Consider the following 22,194-nt stretch of genomic DNA (forward strand, 5'->3'; position numbering starts at 1 on the left):
ATGTCTAATTTATCCTTGTTGTGCTAGTTCATTTCAAAATTAATTTATTTTATGTTATGCTTTTCTGGGAAAGCTTATACTTTCATAAATGTATTCTAAGCTATTACACTTATTTTTTCAACATTTTATTAGCCTTTATTAATTTTTGTACTTATTATTATTTTCTATTCCTCACCCCCTGCTATTAAAAAAGTGCGCATCTGTCGCCTTTTACTAAAATATACTAATAATATCGATAACTTAATATTAGAGTTAAAAATAAATTAATGTAGTTATCGATGAAATTGACCAACTTTAAACTCACAATATTTAATTTTAAAGTTGGTCAATTATAATACATTATTTTTTATAGATGAGGTGGAAGAATGGTTATTCATGCGGTAAAACCCGGAGATAATTTATGGAATATTTCCAGGCAGTACGGTGTCCCTTTGGAACGTATTATCCGGGCGAATGAAATAGATAATCCTGCACTTATAATTCCCGGACAAAGCCTTGTAATACCTGCTGCCACATTAATACACATCATACGTCCCGGAGATAGTTTATGGCTAATTGCACAACAGTACGGTACTACTGTAAGTGCGATTGTGGAGGCAAATAATATTCAAAATCCCGCACTTATTTATCCGGGACAATGTTTGATGATTCCGGCCGAATCTGACCGGCTGGACACAATTGAGGTAAATGCTTATATCGAACCAAGCGGAAGGGAGGATGAAGCTCAAATTGTACGTCAAATAGCATCTTATCTCACTTACATCAGCATATTCAGTTACCGGGTTAGAACCGACGGCACTCTCATACCGGTAAATGATACAGAAATTATTAATACCGCCCGTCAAAATAATGTTGCTCCCTTAATGGTCATTACCAATTTTGCCGGAGGAACATTCAGTTCAGAATTAGTCCATGCTTTACTTGCAAATGAAAACATCCAAAGTGCCCTTATCAGTAATGTAGTCCGAATTTTAAAAAGCAAAAGGTATTCCGGAGTTAATGTAGATTTTGAAAGAGTTTTTCCTGATGACCGTGAACTTTATAACCAATTTTTAAGAAAATTTAAAACCCGTTTGAATAATGAAGGTTTTATTTTTACTACTGCTCTTGCTCCAAAATATTCCGCCGAGGTTACAGGCCCCTGGTATACCGCCCATGATTATCCTGCTCATGGAAGCATTGTGGATTTTACCGTACTGATGACCTATGAATGGGGCTGGTCAGGAGGCCCTCCTATGCCTGTAGCTCCGCTGAACCAGGTAAAAAGAGTGCTTGATTATGCCTTATCAGTTATACCGGCAAACAAAATCATGATGGGCATCCCCCTATATGGCTATGACTGGACACTGCCCTATGTCCGCGGCGGGCCATATGCAGTAACGCTCAGTCCTAAAGCGGCCGTTGGGCTGGCACAGAAGTACAGGACCGCAATACAGTATGATAATGTTTCACAGTCGCCTTATTATACTTACTTTGATACGGCAGGTAAGGAACATATTGTGTGGTTTGAAGATGCGCGGAGTGTAAAAGCTAAATATGAGCTTGTAAGCCGTCTGGGAGTACGGGGAGTAAGCTATTGGGTACTTGGCAGGCCGTTTCCCCAGAATTGGATTGTTTTGGAGGATTTATTTAAAATTAAGAAGGTAGTATAGCATAAAAAATGAGTAGGTGATAAAACCTACTCATTTTTTATGCTAAGTATTTCTTTACAAGGGCATTGATTGTTTTTCCATCCGCCCGACCTTTGGTCTTTGGCATGATGGCTGCCATTACCTTTCCCATGTCCTTCATACTGGAAGCACCAACTTCTTGGATTGTTATCTTCACTATTTCATCCAGTTGCTCTTCAGACAGCTGCTCAGGCAGGTAGCCCATCAAAACTTCGATTTCTTTATTTAAATTATCTATTAAATCCTGTCGGCCACTCTTTTCATATTCAGGGAGTACATCTTTTCGTTTCTTAACTTCTTTAGAAATTACTTCAATAACTCCTTCATCGTCGAGAGTTACCTTATTATCTTTTTCAACCTGAAGGATTGCTGCTCTTGCCATCTGAACAGTATTCTTTCTGATCAAGTCCTTATCCTTCATAGCAGCCTTCATATCTTCCAATAATCTGTCTTTGAGGGACACTTTTACCACCCCTCCTTTTTCCTAGAGTCAAACGTGCGTCTTTTTTACTTAAACTTTCTCTTTCTTGCGGCTTCGGATTTCTTTTTACGTTTTACACTTGGCTTTTCATAGTGTTCTCTCTTTCTGATTTCAGATAAAACACCAGCTTTAGCACATTGACGTTTAAATCGGCGAAGTGCACTGTCTAATGACTCATTATCTTTTACTCTAATCTCTGACATTATATTTCCCTCCCTCCGCTACTATCAATTGTGCGCGGTATAAGCTGTAAAACTTGCTTTGTAAATTAATGGGAACAAAACAAAACTACAACACAAAATAATTATACATTAAACTCTTAAACCATGTCAATATGCATAATTCCCATAATTTTAACAAAATAATTATTAACTAATATTATCAACCCGGAGGCCAGGAAAGTGCCCTGCCGCCAAGAAGATGAAAATGTATGTGTCCTACCGTCTGCCCACCGTCATGGCCGCAATTGTTTACAATTCTAAATCCTGTTTCTGCAATTCCCATATCCCCGGCAATTTTTTTACAGATCTTGAAGATATGACTGACGATATCAGCATTGCTTTCATCAATTTCCATTGCAGAAGATATGTGCTGCCTGGGTATAACCAAGATATGTACCGGCGCCGCAGGATTTATGTCCTTAAAAGCCAGAATCCGGTCATCTTCGTAAACAATTGAAGAAGGAATTTCTTTTGCTGCTATTTTACAGAAAATACAATCAGACATTCTAATCTCTCCTTTCCTATCAACTACTACGACCTGCCTTAACAAGTCACAAATACCTATGAAAATATGTTTGATTGATCAGGGTTTCGCCGAGCACGCTCGAAACTGCTGAAAAAGTGCTTGATTGCTCAGGGCTTCTTATATCTTCATTTAATTTGCTGCTCAATCAAACCTATGACCTTGTTCAGTGCCTCATCAATCTTAGAAACATCCTTCCCACCGGCCTGTGCCATATCAGGTCTTCCGCCGCCACCGCCGCCGGCAGTCTTGGCCACTTCTTTTATGATATTGCCGGCATGAATTCCTTTAGCAACTACATCTTTTGTCGCCATGACCACAAAATTTACCTTGCCTTCATTTCCTGTGGCAAGAGCTACTACCCCGGAACCCAGTTTATTCCGCAGAGTATCCCCCATATTTCTCAAACCGTCCATATCCAATTCGTCCATTCTTGCAGTGACAACCTTGATACCTTTAACATGCACAGCCTTTGAAAGAATATCGTCTGCTGAGCTACGGACAAGTTTATTTCTTAAATTTTCAACTTCTTTCTGGCTGGTTTTTAATTCATTTACCAATGCTTCTGCTTTTTTAACTATATCAGAAGAACTGCTTTTGAGAATAACCGCCACTTCTTCTAAGGCTTTCTCTTTGTTTGCAAAATAATCTAAGGCTTCCAGTCCTGTAACTGCTTCAATTCTTCTAACCCCTGCAGCTACTCCTCCTTCACTTATAATCTTAAATGCCCCAACTTGGCTGGTGGATGTTAAATGCGACCCTCCACATAATTCAAGGCTGTAGTCGCCCATTTTTACAAGTCTTACAATACTGCCGTATTTTTCTCCAAACAGTGCAGTTGCTCCCATTTTTTTAGCTTCTTCAATCGGCATTTCTTTAGCTTCAATTGGAAGGCTGTCCAGTACTACCCTGTTTACTTCCCTCTCCACTTTATCTATTTCTTCTTTAGTCATGGCGGAATAATGGGAAAAGTCAAATCTCAACCTGTCAGGTGCAACCTGTGAACCGGACTGTGCAACATGGTCTCCCAATACATTTCTTAGGGCTTTTTGTAATAGGTGGGTTGCAGTATGATTTCTGGATATCGCTTTTCTTCTCTCTAAATCAATCACTGCTTTAACTTCATCATTTTTGGATACCTCACCGGATTCTATTTCACAAATATGAAGGAATCTTCCCTCACCCTGTTTTTTACAATCCAGCACCCTGATTTTTACATTATTGCTTTCAAGTACCCCGGTATCGCCAACCTGACCGCCGCTTTCACCATAAAACGGTGTTTGGTCCAGGAGAATTGTAACCTGTTCTCCTTTGGAAGCCTTATCAACTTCTGTATTACCTTTGATAATAGCTAAAACGCGGGATATGGACGCAAACTGGAAGTACCCGGTAAACTGCGTACTGATATTTCTATCCATTTTTGAAAATACATCGTTGCCCCAAGCTGCAGAATCAGCTTCCTGGCGGGCAGCTCTCGCTCTTTCCCTTTGTTCATTCATTTCATGATTAAAACCTTCTTCATCTATTCCCATACCCTGTTCAGCCAGGATTTCTCTCGTCAAGTCAATGGGAAAACCATAAGTATCGTATAATCTGAATGCTTTATCTCCGCTAAGTATCTTCTGGTTAGCTTCTTTTAATTCAGCGATATATTGGTTCAATATATTTAAACCCTGGTCTATGGTTTCATCAAATCTTTCTTCTTCAACTTTAATTACTTTTTTAATATATTCTCTTTTCTCCTCCAGTTCAGGGTAAGCCTCTTTTGATTCATTTATTACTGTTTCGGCAACCTCATAAAGGAACGGCTTTTCAATTCCTAACAATTTACCATGGCGGGCTGCCCTTCTTAACAGCCTTCTTAATACATACCCTCTTCCTTCATTAGATGGAAGTATTCCATCCGAAACCATAAAAGTAGTGCTTCGGATATGGTCGGTAATTACTCTTAAAGAAATATCCTTTTTGGGGTCTTCTTTGTATTTTACCCCAGCAACTTTACTTACGTGCTCCATTATGTTTTTAACAGTGTCTACCTCAAATAGGGAATTAACCCCCTGCATGATGGCAGCCAGTCTTTCCAATCCCATTCCCGTATCAATGTTTGGATTGGGCAAACGGTTATAATTTCCCTGCTCATCCTTATCAAACTGCGTAAATACAAGGTTCCAGAATTCTACAAACCTGTCACAATCACAGCCTACCGCACAATTTGGGTCACCGCAGCCAGCCTCTTCACCCCTGTCAAAGTATATTTCTGAGCATGGCCCGCAGGGACCTGTGCCATGTTCCCAGAAATTGTCCTCCTTACCCATTCTTACAATTCTATCAGGGGCAACGCCAACTTCTTTGGTCCATATTTCAAAAGCTTCGTCATCTTCTTTATAGATGCTGACCCATAACCTGTCAACGGGTAATTTTAAGTCCTGGGTTACAAATTCCCACGCCCAGGCAGTAGCTTCCCTCTTAAAATAATCTCCGAAAGAAAAATTGCCCAGCATTTCAAAAAATGTACCATGTCGTGCCGTCTTACCCACACGTTCAATATCAGGAGTCCGGATACACTTCTGACAGGTAGTTATTCTTTTTCTGGGCGGTACTTCTTTCCCGGTAAAATAAGGCTTTAAAGGAGTCATACCTGCGTTAATTAACAAAATACTCGGGTCATTTTGAGGTACCAGCGGAAAGCTTGGCAATCTCAAGTGACCTTTACTCTCAAAAAAGCTTAAGTATCTTTCTCTGATTTCATTTAAACCTAACTTTTGCATATTATCTTCCTTTCATGTATTAGTCCATAGTTCACAGTTAACAGATAAAAAAATTGGGAAATCAATTCCCCACTATCCAAAACAAAAACTCTCGTCCTAATTAAGTATAAATCTTAGGGACGAGAGTCATTCACGCGGTACCACCCTAGTTGATGAAGAACAGATACGTTCCTCAACCACTCTGCAGTCTTAACGCAACCAACGCCGATGGATACTTATCTACCTTCACCATCAGAACTCGGGAGCTGCTTCTATCAACTTATGCAAAGAGTCTTTCAGCCGGGGACTCTCTCTCTGGATACACTATATTGATATACTATTCTCCGTCATTGTACTTTCAATATTATTCTATGTGAAATTATATATAAATGCTAAAATTCTGTCAATAACAACTTTTTCATACTAACTGCCACGCCGGGCGCACCCGGCACAAATAATGATGAAAATATGCTTGATTGCTCAGGGCTGCGACATGGGGACGGTTCCTCAGTCGCATGAAAAGCGCATTCGACAGATGAACCGTCCCCATGTCGCAGCCCTTCTTCCTGCTAAACCGGACTTTTTCTGTGGTTTCGGTTTTACTCCCCACTCCCCACTGTTCACTCTCCACTATTTTCATACTATACTTTGAATAATCCTATGACCAAGTACCTTTAAAATACCTGCAATAGGGACTGCCAACAGCATGCCTATTAATCCAAAGAACTTCCCTCCTGCTAAAACCGCAATAATAATTACAACAGGATGCAGTCCCACCTTGTTTCCTATAATTTTAGGCGATAAAACAGCTCCTTCCAGCTGTTGAACCAAAAAGTACAGTAGTAAAACCCATATAATTTTGACAGGGTTATCAATAAATGCAACGATTACTGCCGGAACAACTCCTAAAAACGGGCCGAAATAGGGGATAACATCCAGCAGCCCAGCGATGATGCCTAATATTAAGGAATATTTTATCCCCAGTATCCATAGACCAGCAGCTGTTAAAAGACTCATAATCATGGCTACAAACAATTGTCCCCTTATAAATCCTGATAGAACAACATCAATATCCCTCACCAGGACAAAAATCCATTCGCGTCCTTTTCTTGGGACAAAAGAAACAAGTACTTTTTTAAATTTTTCTATATCTTTCATCATGTAAAACGCTATCACAACAGCCAGGATAATATCGAAAAAAAGAGAAAAGGCTCCTGTAATTACTCCAACCATGGTTTGTAAAGTATTCATTAATGATTGCTGTATATTGTATATATTTTGATCCAATAATTCTTTAATTCTAATAGGTAGTTCGCTATGTCTATACCTTATTACAAACTCATAAAACAATATATTATATCTTTCAAGATAAACCGGGATTGTCTGGGTTAATTCTCTTATACTCCTGATCAATTCAGGAACTAAAAAACCCAACGCAACTCCGACAGCTGCAATTACAAAAAAATAGATTATGATAATACCTAAGCTCCTGGGGATTTTTTTATCTTCAAGAATATTTACCAGAGGATTGATTAGATATGTTAATAACAACGCGATAAAAACCGGACTTAATATCTCCAACAATGGCTTCCGAATAGAGTATATAAAATAAATTAATAGGAAAATTAATATAATAATTATAGCATACAAGATATATTTCTTAAGTGCTATCTGATACATCCCGATATCTCCCGCTTTACTTTATAGCAATGTTCTTATTTTTCCTTAACCTCCATGACCTTCTTCAAAAAACCATAAATGACAATAAAAATTGTTCGTAGTTCGTGGTTCATAGTTGTTATATAGAACGCACTAAATATATTACATATACGGTCAGGAACGCGACATGAAGATAGTTCAAAATCACTGAAAAAGTGCCTCAACAGTCAGTGGCAACACACGGGGACCTGTCCGAAACCACTGAAAAAGTTCGGTTCAGCAGGAAGAAGGGCTGCGACTTGGGGACGGTTCATCTGTCGAATGCGCTTTTCATGCGACTGAGGAACCGTCCCCATGTCGAAGCCCTGAGCAATCAAGCACTTTTTCAGCAGTTTCGGACAGGTCCTCTGTCTTGTAAAAACCACACAAGACAGGAGGTTCAGTCCCTGGTTGTTAACCTCTCATATCAATAATATCTTCAATAATATCTCCAACTGTCCTCATAAAGTTATTAGTTTTTCTTCGCATTATCTTTTTATCTCTTCTATCCATAGGATTTACCATCATACTGAGAGTAGCACCAATGATTGTTCCGGTAATTAGCCCTCTGGTAAAATTATTTCTTCTCATTTTTACTACTTCCTTTCAATAAATATTTTTTTATTCCTTTACCGTTAGTTTTAAGCTGATGTACTTTTTCACTTTCTACAATTACTATTCCCTTTTCTAATTGTATTGATTCAGTAGCGGGAATAAATTTTCTTCCTTCAATCAGGTCCTGCACAATACCGTCGGATATTTCAATTTCTTCCAGCATTCCAATTTCAAAATCAAAGGAAGCATCTTGAACCGTGCCAAGATTAACTCCACTATCAGTATAGACCTGCAAATCCACTATTTCATCTCGGTATTTTTTCATATTTGGTAATTGAGGAAGTTGATCTAAAGATATCACACATTTCTCATCCTTCACTAAGATGGCACTCCTGCCAGCTTTTACTATATCTTCTACTTTTATCGCTTTTGTATTTGACATAATTTTTTTATTGTTAATAATAAGGGCTAAGATTTTTTTTGTAGTGGAAATGAATATTATGTCTTTTACCACACCTATTCTATTGCCTGTAGATATGCTTATCACCGGCAGGCCGATGATCTCACTAAATTTTAGCATAATACCCACTCCATAAATCCCTTAAGTTCATGGCTCATAGAATGAAGGTTTTTACCACGAACTAAGAACTATAAACCATTTTCATTCTAACTAATTCTACAATATATTATCTCACTAAATTTTAAAAAAATTCGCAAGCAATTTATATGCTTGACTATATCGGAAATCTATTATATACTTTGCATTGAAAAATTTAATTTTATTTTATTAATGTAGTAAAGTATGAAATCGCAGCAATAAAGTAATTAATAATATTAACTTAATTTAACTCATTGTGCTAGCTTAAATATGGTGGAAAGAACGTTGCGAAAAGGCTGTAGAGCCTGTTAACGAAGTGGAGGAAAAGTCGCATCACCCGTTTGAGCGATAGCAAGTTTGATGCGACCCGGAATGAGTTTACAGGCTCTAAGCTTTGTAGCTTTGTTCTTGGAATCATATTTAAGCTAGCACAACACGTTAGTTTAGCTGTGGTAAAGAAATTAATTGTGGGGTGACAAAATGGCACATATTATTCCTTTTAAAGGGCTGCGTTATAATAATGAAATGATTAAAGATCTAAGTTTGGTTACTACTCCTCCTTATGATGTTATTTCTCCTTCTGCCCAGGAAAACTATTATAACATGCATCCCAATAACGTTATTCGACTGGAATTAGGAAAAGAATATGCCGGCGATGGCCAGGACAACAACAAGTATACCAGGGCCGCTTCTTATCTCAATGAATGGATAGCCAGCGGAATATTGACTTTTGAAGCAAGCCCGGCTTTATATCTTTATGAACAGGTATTTACATTAAAAAATGGAGTTATAAAATCCTGCAAAGGCATTGTAGCTTTAGTTGAACTTGAAGAATTTTCAAAGGGCGTTATTCTTCCCCATGAAGAGACCCTGTCTAAAGCAAAAACTGATAGGTTCAATTTAATGTCAACTACTTACAGCAATTTTAGCCAGATATTTTCTCTTTATATGGATGCTGAGAAAAAAGTTACCGGTTTGATAAACAGGTTATCTGAAGAACCTCCCCATATCAGCTTTAAGTCTGCTGACAATATTATTCAAAATCTCTGGATCATAACGAATGAATCTGTCATTGCTGAAATTCAAGAGTATTTTAAGGATAAACAGCTATTTATTGCTGATGGTCATCACCGTTACGAAACAGCTCTAAACTTTAGAAACAAGTTAAGAGAAGAAAATCCTCAATACTCCAAGGATGACTTATTTAACTACGTTATGATGATGCTTGTGGAAATGGATGACCCTGGCCTGGTGGTATTTCCCACACATCGTGTCGTAAAAGACCTTGAAAAGTTTGATGAACAAGTTCTTATCGATCAGTTAAAAGAAAATTTTGATGTTGAAAGAATTGCACAAGATCACGGCACAAAAGAATTAAATATACTCATTGAGGAAGAATTAAACGCCAGAAGTAATGATAAGGTTTTCGGGCTTTACACAGGCAAGGATTACTATTATATACTCACTCTTAAAAATATTGATGTAATGGCAGAAATGCTGCCTAACAAGTCTGCAGCTTATAGAAATTTAGACGTTAGTATCCTGCATACCTTGATCCTTGACAGGATTTTAGGCATTGATGCAGAAAATATGGCAAACCAGAAAAACTTGACCTATACAAGAGATTCACTGGAAGCTGTCGAATGGGTTAGAAGCGGAGGTTTTCAATGTTCCTTCCTGCTCAATGCAACAAAAGTTCATGAAATAAAGGACGTTTCTCTGGCAAAAGAAAAAATGCCCCAGAAATCCACATATTTCTATCCAAAGGTGATAACCGGGTTAGTCATGAATAAATTTAAATAAAAAAAATTGCAGTAGCTTCTTACAGCTACTGCAATTTTTTTATTATTGCTTTATATTATTCTCACGCTAAGGACACCTTCAATATTTTGCAACCGGCAAACAACATCTTCGGGAATATTCTCTTCGGCATCAATAATGGTATATGCCAGGTTCCCTTTGCTCCTGTTGATCATATTGAGGATATTGATTTGTTCCTTTGCCAGTATGGTAGAAATCTGCCCTACCATGTTAGGGATATTTTTATGCGCTACCGTAACCCGGAAATCTGAAGACCGGTTCAACTCACATGAAGGAAAATTAACGGAATTAGTAATATTCCCATTTTCCAAAAAGTCCCGGAGCTGATTTGCTGCCATAACAGCACAATTATCTTCCGATTCCGGTGTTGATGCGCCCAAATGTGGAATAGCAATAACATGCTCCATGTTTAAGAGCTCTTCACTCGGGAAGTCTGTAACATATGTGTCTACAATTCCTTCCTGAATTGCCCGCTTTAAATCCTCATTATTTACCAGTTCGGCTCTTGAAAAATTCAACAATCGTACCCCTTTTTTCATAAGGGAGAATTTATCGTAATTGATCAAGTCTTTTGTTTCCCCGGTTAAGGGAACATGAAGGGTGATATAATCAGAATTTTCCAGAAGAGACCGGAAATCCGGTGCCTTCTTTACATTTCTCGAAAGCCCCCATGCCGCATCAACAGAAATATAAGGGTCAAACCCCGTCACTTCCATTCCCAGTGAATTTGCTGCATTGGCAACCATAACACCAATAGCACCCAGGCCAATTACTCCTAATTTTTTGCCCAATATTTCCGGTCCGGTGAAGTCAGCCTTTCCTTTTTCCACAAGCTTGGGAACATTGGCACCTTCTCCGGCCAATGATTTTGCCCATTGAATACCTTCGATAATTTTACGCGATGAAAGCAGCAAAGCTGCGACAGTTAATTCCTTTACCGCATTTGCATTGGCACCAGGTGTATTAAAAACAACAATTCCTTTTTCCGAACATTTATCAATAGGGATATTATTAACTCCTGCGCCTGCCCTCGCAATTGCTTTTAAACTTTTTGGCAGTTCCATATCATGCATGACATAGCTTCGTACCAGTATGGCATCGGGGTTGTCAATTTTATCGGATATGTTATAGCTGCCTTCTTTAAAAAGCTCCAGTCCTAAAGGAGATATTTTGTTTAACGTCTGGATATTGTACATTATATAAACTCCCCTTTTATTTGTTTTCTACTTCAAACTGCTTCATAAATTCCACTAATTTCTGCACGCCTTCAACCGGCATCGCGTTATAAATGCTGGCACGCATTCCGCCTACCGTACGGTGTCCCTTTAAATTGACAAAACCTTTCGCAGTTGCTTCTTTGATAAATTTAGCATTCAATTCTTCTGTCGGACATATAAAAGGTATATTCATCAAAGAACGGTCTTTTTTTACAACTGTTCCTTTGAACATACTGGATTCATCCAGGAAATCATATAAAATTTTTGCTTTTTCAATATTGATTTTTTCCATTACGGATATTCCACCCAATTCCTTCAACCATTCAAGGACAAGTTTGCATATATAAATACTGTAGGTTGGCGGCGTATTGTACATTGAACCTTCATCCGCGTGGATTTTATAATTAAACATGGTTGGTGTAATATCCATTGCATGGCCAATCAAGTCTTGACGGATAATGACAACGGTCAGGCCTGCAGGCCCCATGTTCTTCTGAGCACCGGCAAAAATTAATCCAAATTTTGATACATCATATTCCTGTGACAGTATATTAGAAGACATATCGGCAACCAGAGGAACATTTCCAGTGTCAGGCAAAGTCGTAAACCTGGTCCCATAAATGGTGTTATTGGTTGTAATATAAAAATAATCGGCTTCTGGATCAAATTTACTTGGGTCTAATTCTGGAATATAATTAAAAGTTGTATCTGCTGATGATGCAACTATATTTGTTTTTCCATAGCGGCTTGCTTCCTGATAAGCCTTTTTTGCCCATAATCCCGTAATTACAAAGTCAGCTTTTTTGCTGTTTCTAAATAAATTCATGGGAATCATGGCAAACTGGCTGGAGGCGCCTCCCTGCAAAAATAGGACTTTGTAATTGTCTGGAATTTTCATTAATTCTCGAAGCAATTTTTCTGTTTCATCTATAATTTCCTGAAAATGACTGGACCGGTGGCTCATTTCCATTACCGACATGCCTGATTTGCCGTATCCCAGCATTTCCTGTTGCGCTTTTCTTAAAACAGGCTCCGGAAGCATTGACGGACCTGCGGAAAAATTATAAACCCTCTCCATACTACCCCTCCTACTTGAAAATCAGTTAAAAATGAACTTTTGGGAAATATTTATAACAGATTATATATCAAAATGTCAGCTTCGTCAATCTTTTCACAAGACATAACCCATAAAATATTCTTATCCTTCTTTTTTTGCAGGTGCTTTCCTGAAAGTTTCATATATTCCCATGGCAAATAAAAATATTCCAAACATTTTTTTTAACATAACTGACGGGACAGATACTGCAAAATATGAACCGAGGATTGCTCCTGCCACCCCAAATGCTACTATTATGAGCGCAAGCTTCATATCAATTCTTTTATTTTTTATATGAACAAAAAGGGCAATACTTGCTGTAGGTACAAAGTATAAAAGATTGATACTTTGTGCAATATGTTGATCTACGTTTAATATAAAAACCAAAACAGGAATGAGGATTGTACCTCCCCCTATCCCCATCCCGCTTATGATACCTGAGGCAAGTCCGGCTAAAATCGGAATAATCAAGTTATAACACCATCCTTACTGCAGCAATAATCATAAATATGCCAAATACCTTTCTAAGAATATTTGAAGGTATTATTTTTAATATACGAGCCCCTATATATCCTCCTATAATACCGCCGATAGATACCTGCCACGTTAGGTTCCAATCTACAAAATCGTTTTTAATGTAAGAAAACACACTGACCAAAGTTAATGGAAGAATAATGGCTATAGCAGTAGCATGGGCTTTATGTTCTTCTACATCCAGAATAATTTCCATGGACGGTACCGCGATAGTACCTCCTCCTGACCCAAACAGGCCATTGCACAAACCGGTAACAACGCCAATTATAGAATATTTAAAGAATTTTTTAACCTTCCTCAATAATCGCACTTCCTTTACAAAAACTCTTTAATATGTTTTGAGAAAATGCCATTTAATATTCCTTTATTTTATAGTTATATAGTTCACGGTTCACGGTTCACAGTTAACAGCTCTCAGTTCACAGTAATAAACGATTTAATAGCTTTTACTGTGAACCGTGAACCGTGAACTTATTTACTTTATCTTCCATGTAAAATCATTATCAGTAAATATATAGTTAAAATTGAATTAAATCCTTGACCACTTCCCCGGCTATTATTAACCCTGCCACCGATGGAACCCACGCAACGCTTCCTGGTATTTGCCTGCGCACGGTACATGTACGGTCTTTATTGCTGCAAATGCACTCTGTTTTACACGTATTCTCTAATTCCAATGGTGTCAGCGGTTCCTCTTTTGAATAAACCACTTTTAGCGATTCTATACCCCTCTTCCGCAATTCCCTTCTCATTACTTTAGCCAGAGGGTCAATGGTTGTTTTATATATATCCGATACTTCAAATTTTGTAGGATCCAGCTTATTTCCTGCTCCCATACTGCTTATTACCGGAATGCCCAGCTCTTTTGCCCTGACAATCAGATCTATCTTTGCTGATACAGTGTCTATAGCATCAATTATATAATTTGAATCGCTATGGATAAGCTGCTGGGCTGTTTTGGCAGTGTAGAACTCCTGGTATATTGTAACTTCTGCTTTTGGATTGATTTCCAATATCCTGTCTTTCATTAATGCAACTTTAGGTTTTCCTACAGTTTTTCGTGTTGCATGTAGTTGACGGTTTATATTGGTAAGACATACTGTATCATCGTCTACCAGCACAAATTTACCTACCCCGGACCTCGCCAAACCTTCAACAGCGAAAGTACCTACACCGCCTATACCAAATATTGAGACTTTAGATTGATTCAGCTTTTTTAGCGCCTCAGTGCCTAGTAACAATTCAGTTCTTGAAAAAGAATGCAACATACTTTAGCCTCCATAAATAATAAATTAGTGTTCACAGCTTTTGCGCAAAATATTTTCTTGGTAAACTAAAAAGTTGCCAAATATATATTTGGCAACTTAACTTTCACACTTATATAAACCCCACCGCGCCGTGCTATAGGCGCATTTTAAACCCGCTCTCGCAGGTGGGTGCCCTCCTGACTGCTTTATATTTCCCCTGGCCATAATGGGGGGCCTATATGCCACATTCAGAGCACGGGCTCCCATATCATTTGTGTTGGTTCAAAATCGCACCTTAATCACGCACACAGCAGGGTACGCTTCATGGTTTTATAATAGCATAAAAAATTTAGGTTTTCAAGTACCAAAGTTTAGCTTACCTGTCGTTATGCAGATGTTTCAGCTTTCTGGTTTATCAACACACCCCATTTTCCGCACTTATCTCCCCACCGGGCTACCGGCTGACCATCGGACATAATTTCTACCACTTCACACATATTGGAACAATCGTGACATTCAAAGCTTCTTGCCTTATACTCTCTATCCACCAGATCAAAACCATAAAAACTGGTAGTCCCTGTCCTTCGTATTTCTTCTTTTGCCAGGATGGCTGCTCCAACTGCACCCATTACATCAAAGTGCTCCGGAATAATAATCTTTTTACCCAGTTCCCTTTCAAAAGCTGCAACAATACCTATATTTGCAGCTACACCACCTTGAAATAAAATAGGGTCCAAAATTTCCTTCCCTTTTCCCAGGTTGTTTAAATAGTTCCTTACCAAAGCTTCACATAACCCGTTAATAATATCTTCTATATTTTGCCCCGTCTGCTGTTTATGAATCATATCCGATTCTGCAAAAACTGCACACCTTCCTGCAATTCTTACAGGAGTTGTGGACTTTAATGCATACTTTCCAAATTCCTGAATCGGAATATTCAACCGCGAAGCCTGACGGTCAAGAAATGAACCTGTTCCGGCTGCACATACGGTATTCATGGCAAAATCATATACGATTCCATCTCTTATAATAATGATTTTTGAATCCTGCCCTCCGATTTCCAGTATTGTCCGCACTTCCGGACAATAGTCCAGTGCAGCTACAGCATGGGCGGTTATTTCATTCTTTATAATATCAGCTCCTACTATTACTGCTGCAAGCTGTCTGCCACTTCCTGTCGTACCTACTCCTGCAATTCTAAACTCTTCTTTCACGCTCTGCTTTAGTGCCGTTAATCCATCTTTCAATGCCTTAATTGGCTGTCCCTGTGTTCTTATATATAATTTTCTATAAACTCTTGACTGTTCATCTAACAGTACCAAATTAGTACTTACGGAGCCTACATCAATTCCCAGATAAAACGTATTCATTATTTCTCAATTTTCTCTCCTTTCTTCTGGCAAGCATATCAACAAATGCTTCAATCCTGGTCTTATAACCTGCTTCTCCGGTTAATTCATCAATAATCAGCGTTAGTATAGGTATATCTAAATCATTGCTCACTGCAGGCAAAATACTTTCAGCAACAATTTCCGGCATACAGGTAAAAGGATATAGCTGTATCACTCCATCATATCCCTGCCGGGCATATAATACACTATTCCCAATCGTATCCTGGGCATGTCCGCCTATCATTGTACTCAAATATGGCTGTGCAGCTTCTTCGTAAGGCCTGTGTTTTCTAAGGTGCAATGCCTGCTTGATCATATGTTCTACAATCCAGTGGCTTACATTTAGTGAGCGGTCTACTTCAATGCCCATACTGCCCAGCAGCTGCTCAATTTTAAAATTTGTAAAAGGTTCAATAACAGTATAAATCTCTCCCACAATACCAATCTTTAATGGAGCTATTGACGGATCTGTCTCAATTGCTTCCAGCTCTTTCCTGGTTTCATTGATTAACCTGATAATGTTTTCGGGTCCCTTCACTTTAGAAACCTGGTGCTGAAATTTTCTCATAATCCAGTCGGTCTTCCCTTTTACTTTCTCACGAGGCCTTACCTGAAAAGACAATTTATCCAACTGATCTAATTCAATGGATACTTTTGTAGCTTTTTTGATGGCTATAAGTGCCTTCCACAGACTTTGCCTTCCAATGAGCTTCCTCACTCTTCTTAAAAACTCTTGAATATCACCGTTAGGTAATTCCAATACAAACAAATCCACATTATAACCTAAATCTTTCAGGATTTCTCTTTGGACTTCGGCATAATATCCGAATCGGCACGGACCGCATCCTCCTGCCATTACAATGGTATCTGCCCCTTTTTCTATGCTCTCGATAAAATTTCCGATATTTATTTTCAAAGGTAAACATGCCAACTCGGGGGCATATTTTGTACCCAGTTCGAGTGTACGCTTACTGCATACAGGGGGGGTAATAAAATCTATGTCCAGGTATTCAAAAAGTGCTTTTACTACAATACATGTATTACCCATGTGCGGAAATGTTACCTTCATTTCTTTTCCTCCATCTAATCATATCAATAAATGCCTCGAGACGCGTATTAACACCCGCTTCTCCAGAATGTTCATCTAATGTTAGCAGAAAAAATGGTATATTTTTTTTCCGCCTTATCTTTCTTTCACACAAATCGGATACGAAAGCATCTATCCCGCATCCAAAAGACATCATATAAATGATTCCATCTATACGGTCCATGTCCAATAAATGTAATGCAGACCCCAGCAGCCGTTTGCCAAAACTCCAAAACATTTTTTTTGGCAGCAAATCAGCCTTATATTGTATAATGTCATCATCCAAAAGTTCAGGAGTAATAACTCTTATACCTTGTTGATGTAATTTTGATAGAATATCCATACTGATATACTGGTCATATATATTATAGACATGTCCTATCAAAGCAATACATAAATCTCCTTCAGTATTGTCCGATACTTTTTTATTTTCAAGTATTTCAACGGGATATCTTCCCTGTCTTATTTTTTTCATAAACTCAGCTTGTTGTTTTAATGCTTTATCATAAGCTGTTTTAATCGCATATGTATCACTGGAAAATAATTTCCCAATTTCATTGAATGTATGATATAAATTTGATTTCGGACTCCTTAAATTTATCTCAGTGTCAATAACAGGTGGTAGTCCTCTTATGGAGAATTTTACCATCTCCGGGAGACCACAAAATTTGGGACATATATATTCACCTTGTGCTACACTTTTTAATCTTGGTACGAACAGGTAATCCACCTTATCCTTTAAATTTAATATATGTCCGTGAAATAACTTGACCGGCAAACATGCTTCGTCGACACAATGTTTTACACCGTCATTTAATATTGCTTTAGTAGTCTTTTCAGACAGGATTATTTCAACCTTTAATTCTTCAAAAAAGGTCTTCCACATAGGAAAGTATTCATAATACAACAATGCCCTGGGTATTCCAACTTTGACTGCCATCTTTTCACCTCATACATTTTTTGTCCTCATGTATTATTGCTATTTACTCAAATTTTTATAACAAAAATTTTTAAAACATAAAAAAATACACCTAACATTTACCGTTAGGTGTATTTTTATGGAGCAAATTATTCTTCCTCGTCCTCGTAATCTTCATCATCCACAAAATCAAATTCATCTTCCATTCGTAATTTGAATTCTTCAAAAACCTCATTGAGTTCATCTTCATCTTCAACCGCTATTAATGAATCCTCACCATTTTCATCTTCCGCCACTTTCAAAATGACAACCTCATCTTCTTCCCCTTCTTCTTCCAGGGGAAGCAATACTACATACTTGCTGTCATTCATCTCAATCGTATCAAGATGCTCAAACTCCACTTCCTCACCGTTCTCATCAACTAATACAACAATGTCTTCTCTTTCTTCTGTCATACCATTCACCTCATTATTAGATTCCAATTTATTGTATAATATTAGCAAACTGCTGTCAATTGTTCTGTAATATTTTATTCTTAATAAATACTTTTATTCAAGTTATTCGTTAATCAATCTCTATTTAATTTCAAACTATCCAGATACCCCTGTAAAATATACCCTGCTGCCACAGTATCTACTACCTGCTTTCGTTTTTTACCCCTGACATTCGTTTCATTGAGCATTCTATGGGCTGCTACCGTTGTCAGCCTTTCATCCCATAGAACAATTTCTATATCGGTCTTTTGCCTGAGATTTTCAACGAACTTATGGGTTAATTCACCCCTGGGTCCAATGGTTCCGTTCATATTTTTCGGAAAACCTACAACAATTTTTTCTACGTTATATAGTTTTATTAATTCCAGCAGGCGTTCAAAAACCTTTTCCTGCTTTTTTTCAGTTATGGTCTCCAATCCCTGTGCCGTCCAGCCCATAGGGTCACTGACCGCTATCCCGACTCTGCTGTCTCCATAATCTATTCCCATAATCCGCATCTCATTCACCTGCCCTTTTAACATTGGTAAAATATCGATAACTACACGATCTTAATTGCAAAATTTTTGCAGCGGCTTCCACAATAGCCGCATAGCACACATTTTTCCGGTTTTACCTGAAGCCTGTTGTTTTGGATATAAATTGCCTGATGGGCGCATGCAGACAGGCATTGGCCGCAGCCTTCACACCATTCTTCCACATGTAAATATCTTTTTTTACTTTTTAATCTTTCCAGAACTTCCCGATCAACTTTCCTGCCTTCAAAGTAGCTTATATTCGCGATTACTTCTTCTATTGACTGCATTCCTAAAGCAATGGAATGGATATAAGGAATAGATAATACATAGTCCAAACACCTTTCTACATGTTGAATTAAATTCCCGCCTCCAAGGGGCTTCATTGCATATATTCCTATTCCTTTATCATAAGCTTTCCTGATAGCTGCAAGCATATCTTCAATGGAACCATCCACAATACCAATGCCTTTATAGTTGACAATAGGATGTATAACGTCTATGACATTCATCCCGCATGCTGCTTCCACTGCTGCAACATGATGGGTTGAAATACCTACAGCTTTTATAATACCTCTTGCTTTACAGTCGAAAAAATACTCTAAAGCCTCCCAATGTCCCTTGAGTGTTAATTCACTTTCCTGCTCATGCAGCATAAAAATGTCAATAACATCTCTCTCCAACTCTCTTCTTGCTTTTTCCACACTTCGCATCGCTCCATCCCTATCATAGGCATAGGTTTTTGAAGCTATAATCACATCTTTTTTGGCTTTTTTTACCGCCACTGCTATATACGGATACGTTCTATACAGTTCTGCAGTATCAATAAAATTAATTCCCCGGTTAAACGCTTCTGATATCACTTCTGCGCCTTGTTCAACAGGCAGGTTTGCCTGCAGAGGTCCAACGGTAAGTCCTCCAAAACACAATCTCGAGACCTTAAGCCCTGTCTTCCCTAATTCTCTGTATTCCACCTTCTTCTTCCCCCAGTAAAAAATATAGCAAACTAAATATCAAAAAAATATTGCTTGTTGCTGCCACGACAACCCCGGAGTCATTTACCAACATTCCTGTTATACTTGCAACAAGTATAGAATACCATGCTATTGAAAAACTTTTATATTTATTAAACAACCTATGCAGCGCACCACGCGGCTTTAAAAACAGAACTGCCATGACAATTACCGATACCAGTAATACCTCGCTCCATATTGTCCATCTCAACAACTTTAAATTCATCTCTAATTTACGGCGTATAATATCAAGCACAGTGCCTATCCCCCCGGAACGGAATTCCAATATCGCTTTAGCCAGGTGTGATTTGTGCTGCGCAAAATAGATATCGTATGCCGCAAAAGCACTGACTATCAAGGTCATGACAATAAAAAGGCTTATGATTTTTTTTACGGTTATCTTTTTATCATATATATTTAAAATGGCAAAACCAAAGGCAATGGAAGCCGTAATAGTGCCTCCGACGTTGGCACCAAACATGGATAGTCCTATGACAGGAGTTATCAGCACAAAGACAGCTACGGCAACCCATTTAGGAAACACTTTCTTATAAACCAGCGGTATAACTCCTATCAGGGTTGTTGCAATAAATACTCCCATATATTCGTTACCCAGCCCGTAATATCTTGCTCCAATTACGGCATCATAACCCAAAAGTGACGTCCTATTTAAAGGTCCTTTAAATACCAGATCCGCTAAAATTAAAATCAGTGTGCACCAGGATATATAAATAATGTTTGTCTCTACATTTTCAGAAATTATATGTATAGTATAAGCAAGTATTCCGTTTATTCCTATTAGCAATAAGGAAAAGAGAAATAGATTATATACCCTTAGCAAAGGCATTAAAAATAAAGTCAGCGGACAGGTAAGGGTAAAAAGTATAAGGGTACGCAGGACAATTCCAAATTTTTTGCTGGTTTTATTTTTTAATAAAATGAAAATAAGCGTTAAAATTAAAAGTACAATCTGAAAGCTAACGTAAGTTTTCAATATAATGGCCCTGTTTTTTGCATTAAAAGCCGTCAGGTAATATAAGCTGAGTGCTTTTGTGAGATGATTGGCTGTCGTTTTAACTTTTACAGCTTCACCTACTGCCTGGTCTAAAGTTCCTCCAAAAAATGCAGCAATAGTAGGCGCAATATCTATGTTCCCTATGATACCTGCTCTTCGCGTTGTATCAGATATAAGCAGTCCTTTGCTTATGTCTTTTCCATATAGAACCACAGGTGAAAGCTTTCTCCCAAACCTTGCATCACCCGAGCTATAATGGGGTGAAAGTAAAATTAATAATGTATTGTCCCTATCTACCGCAGCTGCAAGCTTCCCCAGAAAAACATCAATATCTTTGAGTATCTTATTTTTATCCGCATAAAGTGCCATACCGTTGTTATGATAGTATTCCAGTCTTGACGTATCACCGGTATCAACTACGATGAAGTCATTGACAGAATATTTTTTCCTAAAAACTTCGTAGAGCAATTGATAATCAGTCGCATACCCTGGCAATTCGTTACCAGGCAGCATTATATTTTCTCCTATCTCGCCATCATCAATCATTCCACGGCTATCCATAGCAATCAATGCGGCAGGAGAGTATTGTATATCATTGTTATCCTGATTTCCTATCAGTGCCGTCTTTAACCCTTTTTGATGAAAAAAATCTCCCAAAGAGCCAACGCTGACATTGTAGGTATTACTGTCATTGGATGCTATAATGTCATCGATATTTTTAACATATAGGAAAGTACCTTTACGTTCAACCAAGCAATGGTTTGGAACAGCATCAGCCCGGGTACCCCACCCCAATGTGGCAAACGCCCTTATGCTATCTGTTTTACTGCCCCCCCGGGTATTCATCAATCCAACTGCACCATGCTCCATTAACTTTTTAACATTTTGCATACTGATAAACTCTTCGAGGTTTGTAAAATTAATAGTTACAATAACAGCTTTTCTATGCTCATGCTGACTGGCATACGCAGTAGAAAAGCTGCAAAAAACAACTATGATTGCCAATAGAATATTATGCCTGCTTTTCTTTAAGATAGCACCGAACCAATTCCTCCAACAGTTCATCTCTTTCTAACCTTCTTATCATACTTCGTGCATTGTTGTGACTCGTTATGTAAGTAGGGTCTCCTGAAAGAATATAACCCACAATCTGGTTGATTGGGTTGTAACCTTTCTCATTAAGAGCTTCATATACATTTTGAAGTATCTGTCTTACCTCATTTTCTTTTTCGTTTTCCACCTTGAATTTTACTGTCTCATTCATGCTCATACCTACTCACCTTCCTTATTGTATTTATATTATTAGAATAATATACACCAATTATTTATGCAATATAAAAAAATAAATTAGTTCA

22 protein-coding genes, 1 other RNA gene and 1 other annotated feature are annotated in these 22,194 nt (G+C 38.1%); of the genes, 2 read left to right on the forward strand and 21 right to left on the reverse strand.

Going from position 1 to position 22,194, the window contains the following annotated elements; all coding sequences use genetic code 11:
• Positions 1-365 precede the first annotated feature (365 nt).
• On the forward strand, positions 366-1,652 hold the full coding sequence (locus CIB29_RS04155) for a glycoside hydrolase family 18 protein (RefSeq protein ID WP_094547053.1): 1,287 nt from the start codon (positions 366-368) through the stop codon (positions 1,650-1,652).
• A gap of 37 nt (positions 1,653-1,689) precedes the next feature.
• On the opposite strand, the gene CIB29_RS04160 is transcribed toward CIB29_RS04155, so the two are convergent.
• From CIB29_RS04160 to CIB29_RS04185, 7 genes are all read right to left on the reverse strand, one after another.
• On the reverse strand, positions 1,690-2,133 hold the full coding sequence (locus CIB29_RS04160) for a GatB/YqeY domain-containing protein (RefSeq protein WP_094547055.1): 444 nt from the start codon (positions 2,131-2,133) through the stop codon (positions 1,690-1,692).
• 44 nt (positions 2,134-2,177) lie between these two features.
• Complete coding sequence (gene rpsU, locus CIB29_RS04165) at positions 2,178-2,354, reverse strand: 30S ribosomal protein S21 (protein ID WP_094547057.1); 177 nt, start codon at positions 2,352-2,354, stop codon at positions 2,178-2,180.
• Between the two features lie 178 nt (positions 2,355-2,532).
• Entirely contained in the window at positions 2,533-2,877 is a 345-nt protein-coding gene (locus CIB29_RS04170; protein WP_094547059.1) for a histidine triad nucleotide-binding protein, read from the reverse strand.
• A 146-nt stretch (positions 2,878-3,023) separates the two neighbouring features.
• The gene (alaS, locus tag CIB29_RS04175) at positions 3,024-5,663 is read right to left on the reverse strand and encodes an alanine--tRNA ligase (protein ID WP_094547061.1); all 2,640 of its coding nucleotides are present in this window, start codon (positions 5,661-5,663) and stop codon (positions 3,024-3,026) included.
• 112 nt (positions 5,664-5,775) lie between these two features.
• Positions 5,776-6,002, reverse strand: a binding site (T-box leader).
• A 276-nt stretch (positions 6,003-6,278) separates the two neighbouring features.
• Positions 6,279-7,322, reverse strand: coding sequence for an AI-2E family transporter (locus CIB29_RS04180; RefSeq protein WP_094547063.1), 1,044 nt, complete (start codon positions 7,320-7,322; stop codon positions 6,279-6,281).
• A gap of 432 nt (positions 7,323-7,754) precedes the next feature.
• A complete protein-coding gene (locus CIB29_RS18360; RefSeq protein WP_117434597.1) occupies positions 7,755-7,931 on the reverse strand; it encodes a YtxH domain-containing protein in 177 nt (58 codons plus the stop codon).
• On the reverse strand, positions 7,918-8,475 hold the full coding sequence (locus tag CIB29_RS04185; protein ID WP_094547065.1) for a PRC-barrel domain-containing protein: 558 nt from the start codon (positions 8,473-8,475) through the stop codon (positions 7,918-7,920). The genes CIB29_RS18360 and CIB29_RS04185 overlap by 14 nt, the downstream gene beginning before the upstream one ends.
• 498 nt (positions 8,476-8,973) lie before the next feature.
• Between CIB29_RS04185 and CIB29_RS04190 the strand changes: the two genes are divergently transcribed.
• Positions 8,974-10,296, forward strand: coding sequence for a DUF1015 domain-containing protein (locus tag CIB29_RS04190; protein ID WP_094547067.1), 1,323 nt, complete (start codon positions 8,974-8,976; stop codon positions 10,294-10,296).
• A 50-nt stretch (positions 10,297-10,346) separates the two neighbouring features.
• On the opposite strand, the gene CIB29_RS04195 is transcribed toward CIB29_RS04190, so the two are convergent.
• The 14 genes from CIB29_RS04195 to CIB29_RS04260 all read right to left on the reverse strand — a co-directional run bounded on the left by CIB29_RS04195 (position 10,347) and on the right by CIB29_RS04260 (position 22,109).
• A complete protein-coding gene (locus tag CIB29_RS04195) occupies positions 10,347-11,510 on the reverse strand; it encodes a phosphoglycerate dehydrogenase (protein ID WP_094547069.1) in 1,164 nt (387 codons plus the stop codon).
• Positions 11,511-11,526: 16 nt separating this feature from the next.
• Positions 11,527-12,609, reverse strand: coding sequence for a 3-phosphoserine/phosphohydroxythreonine transaminase (gene serC, locus CIB29_RS04200; protein ID WP_094547071.1), 1,083 nt, complete (start codon positions 12,607-12,609; stop codon positions 11,527-11,529).
• 120 nt (positions 12,610-12,729) lie between these two features.
• Positions 12,730-13,098: a sulfite exporter TauE/SafE family protein gene (locus CIB29_RS04205; protein ID WP_463208503.1), complete on the reverse strand. Its 369-nt coding sequence runs from the start codon at positions 13,096-13,098 to the stop codon at positions 12,730-12,732.
• A 1-nt stretch (position 13,099) separates the two neighbouring features.
• Positions 13,100-13,462 (reverse strand): sulfite exporter TauE/SafE family protein, encoded by a 363-nt coding sequence (locus CIB29_RS04210; RefSeq protein WP_242965050.1) that lies wholly within the window; start codon positions 13,460-13,462, stop codon positions 13,100-13,102.
• Between the two features lie 217 nt (positions 13,463-13,679).
• Positions 13,680-14,429 carry a tRNA threonylcarbamoyladenosine dehydratase gene (locus CIB29_RS04215; protein WP_094547075.1) on the reverse strand — a complete coding sequence of 250 codons (750 nt, stop codon included), beginning with the start codon at positions 14,427-14,429 and terminating at the stop codon, positions 13,680-13,682.
• A 113-nt stretch (positions 14,430-14,542) separates the two neighbouring features.
• Positions 14,543-14,728: non-coding RNA, 6S RNA (gene ssrS, locus CIB29_RS04220), on the reverse strand.
• 66 nt (positions 14,729-14,794) lie between these two features.
• Entirely contained in the window at positions 14,795-15,778 is a 984-nt protein-coding gene (locus tag CIB29_RS04225) for an acyl-CoA dehydratase activase (protein ID WP_094547077.1), read from the reverse strand.
• Positions 15,753-16,868: a 2-hydroxyacyl-CoA dehydratase gene (locus CIB29_RS04230; protein WP_094547079.1), complete on the reverse strand. Its 1,116-nt coding sequence runs from the start codon at positions 16,866-16,868 to the stop codon at positions 15,753-15,755. Before CIB29_RS04230 ends, CIB29_RS04225 begins: the two co-directional genes overlap by 26 nt.
• Complete coding sequence (locus tag CIB29_RS04235) at positions 16,840-17,826, reverse strand: acyl-CoA dehydratase activase-related protein (RefSeq protein ID WP_094547081.1); 987 nt, start codon at positions 17,824-17,826, stop codon at positions 16,840-16,842. The genes CIB29_RS04230 and CIB29_RS04235 overlap by 29 nt, the downstream gene beginning before the upstream one ends.
• 128 nt (positions 17,827-17,954) lie before the next feature.
• Positions 17,955-18,260 (reverse strand): DUF1292 domain-containing protein, encoded by a 306-nt coding sequence (locus tag CIB29_RS04240; protein WP_094547083.1) that lies wholly within the window; start codon positions 18,258-18,260, stop codon positions 17,955-17,957.
• Positions 18,261-18,373: 113 nt separating this feature from the next.
• Positions 18,374-18,796 (reverse strand): Holliday junction resolvase RuvX, encoded by a 423-nt coding sequence (gene ruvX / locus CIB29_RS04245; protein WP_094547085.1) that lies wholly within the window; start codon positions 18,794-18,796, stop codon positions 18,374-18,376.
• A 41-nt stretch (positions 18,797-18,837) separates the two neighbouring features.
• A complete protein-coding gene (locus CIB29_RS04250) occupies positions 18,838-19,785 on the reverse strand; it encodes an aldo/keto reductase (RefSeq protein ID WP_094547087.1) in 948 nt (315 codons plus the stop codon).
• Entirely contained in the window at positions 19,751-21,904 is a 2,154-nt protein-coding gene (locus tag CIB29_RS04255) for an alkaline phosphatase family protein (RefSeq protein ID WP_198543746.1), read from the reverse strand. The genes CIB29_RS04250 and CIB29_RS04255 overlap by 35 nt, the downstream gene beginning before the upstream one ends.
• Positions 21,852-22,109: an IreB family regulatory phosphoprotein gene (locus tag CIB29_RS04260; protein ID WP_094547091.1), complete on the reverse strand. Its 258-nt coding sequence runs from the start codon at positions 22,107-22,109 to the stop codon at positions 21,852-21,854. The genes CIB29_RS04255 and CIB29_RS04260 overlap by 53 nt, the downstream gene beginning before the upstream one ends.
• Positions 22,110-22,194: the final 85 nt, after the last annotated feature.

This window comes from Petroclostridium xylanilyticum (assembly GCF_002252565.1).
GTDB classification, from domain to species: Bacteria; Bacillota; Clostridia; order SK-Y3; family SK-Y3; genus Petroclostridium; species Petroclostridium xylanilyticum.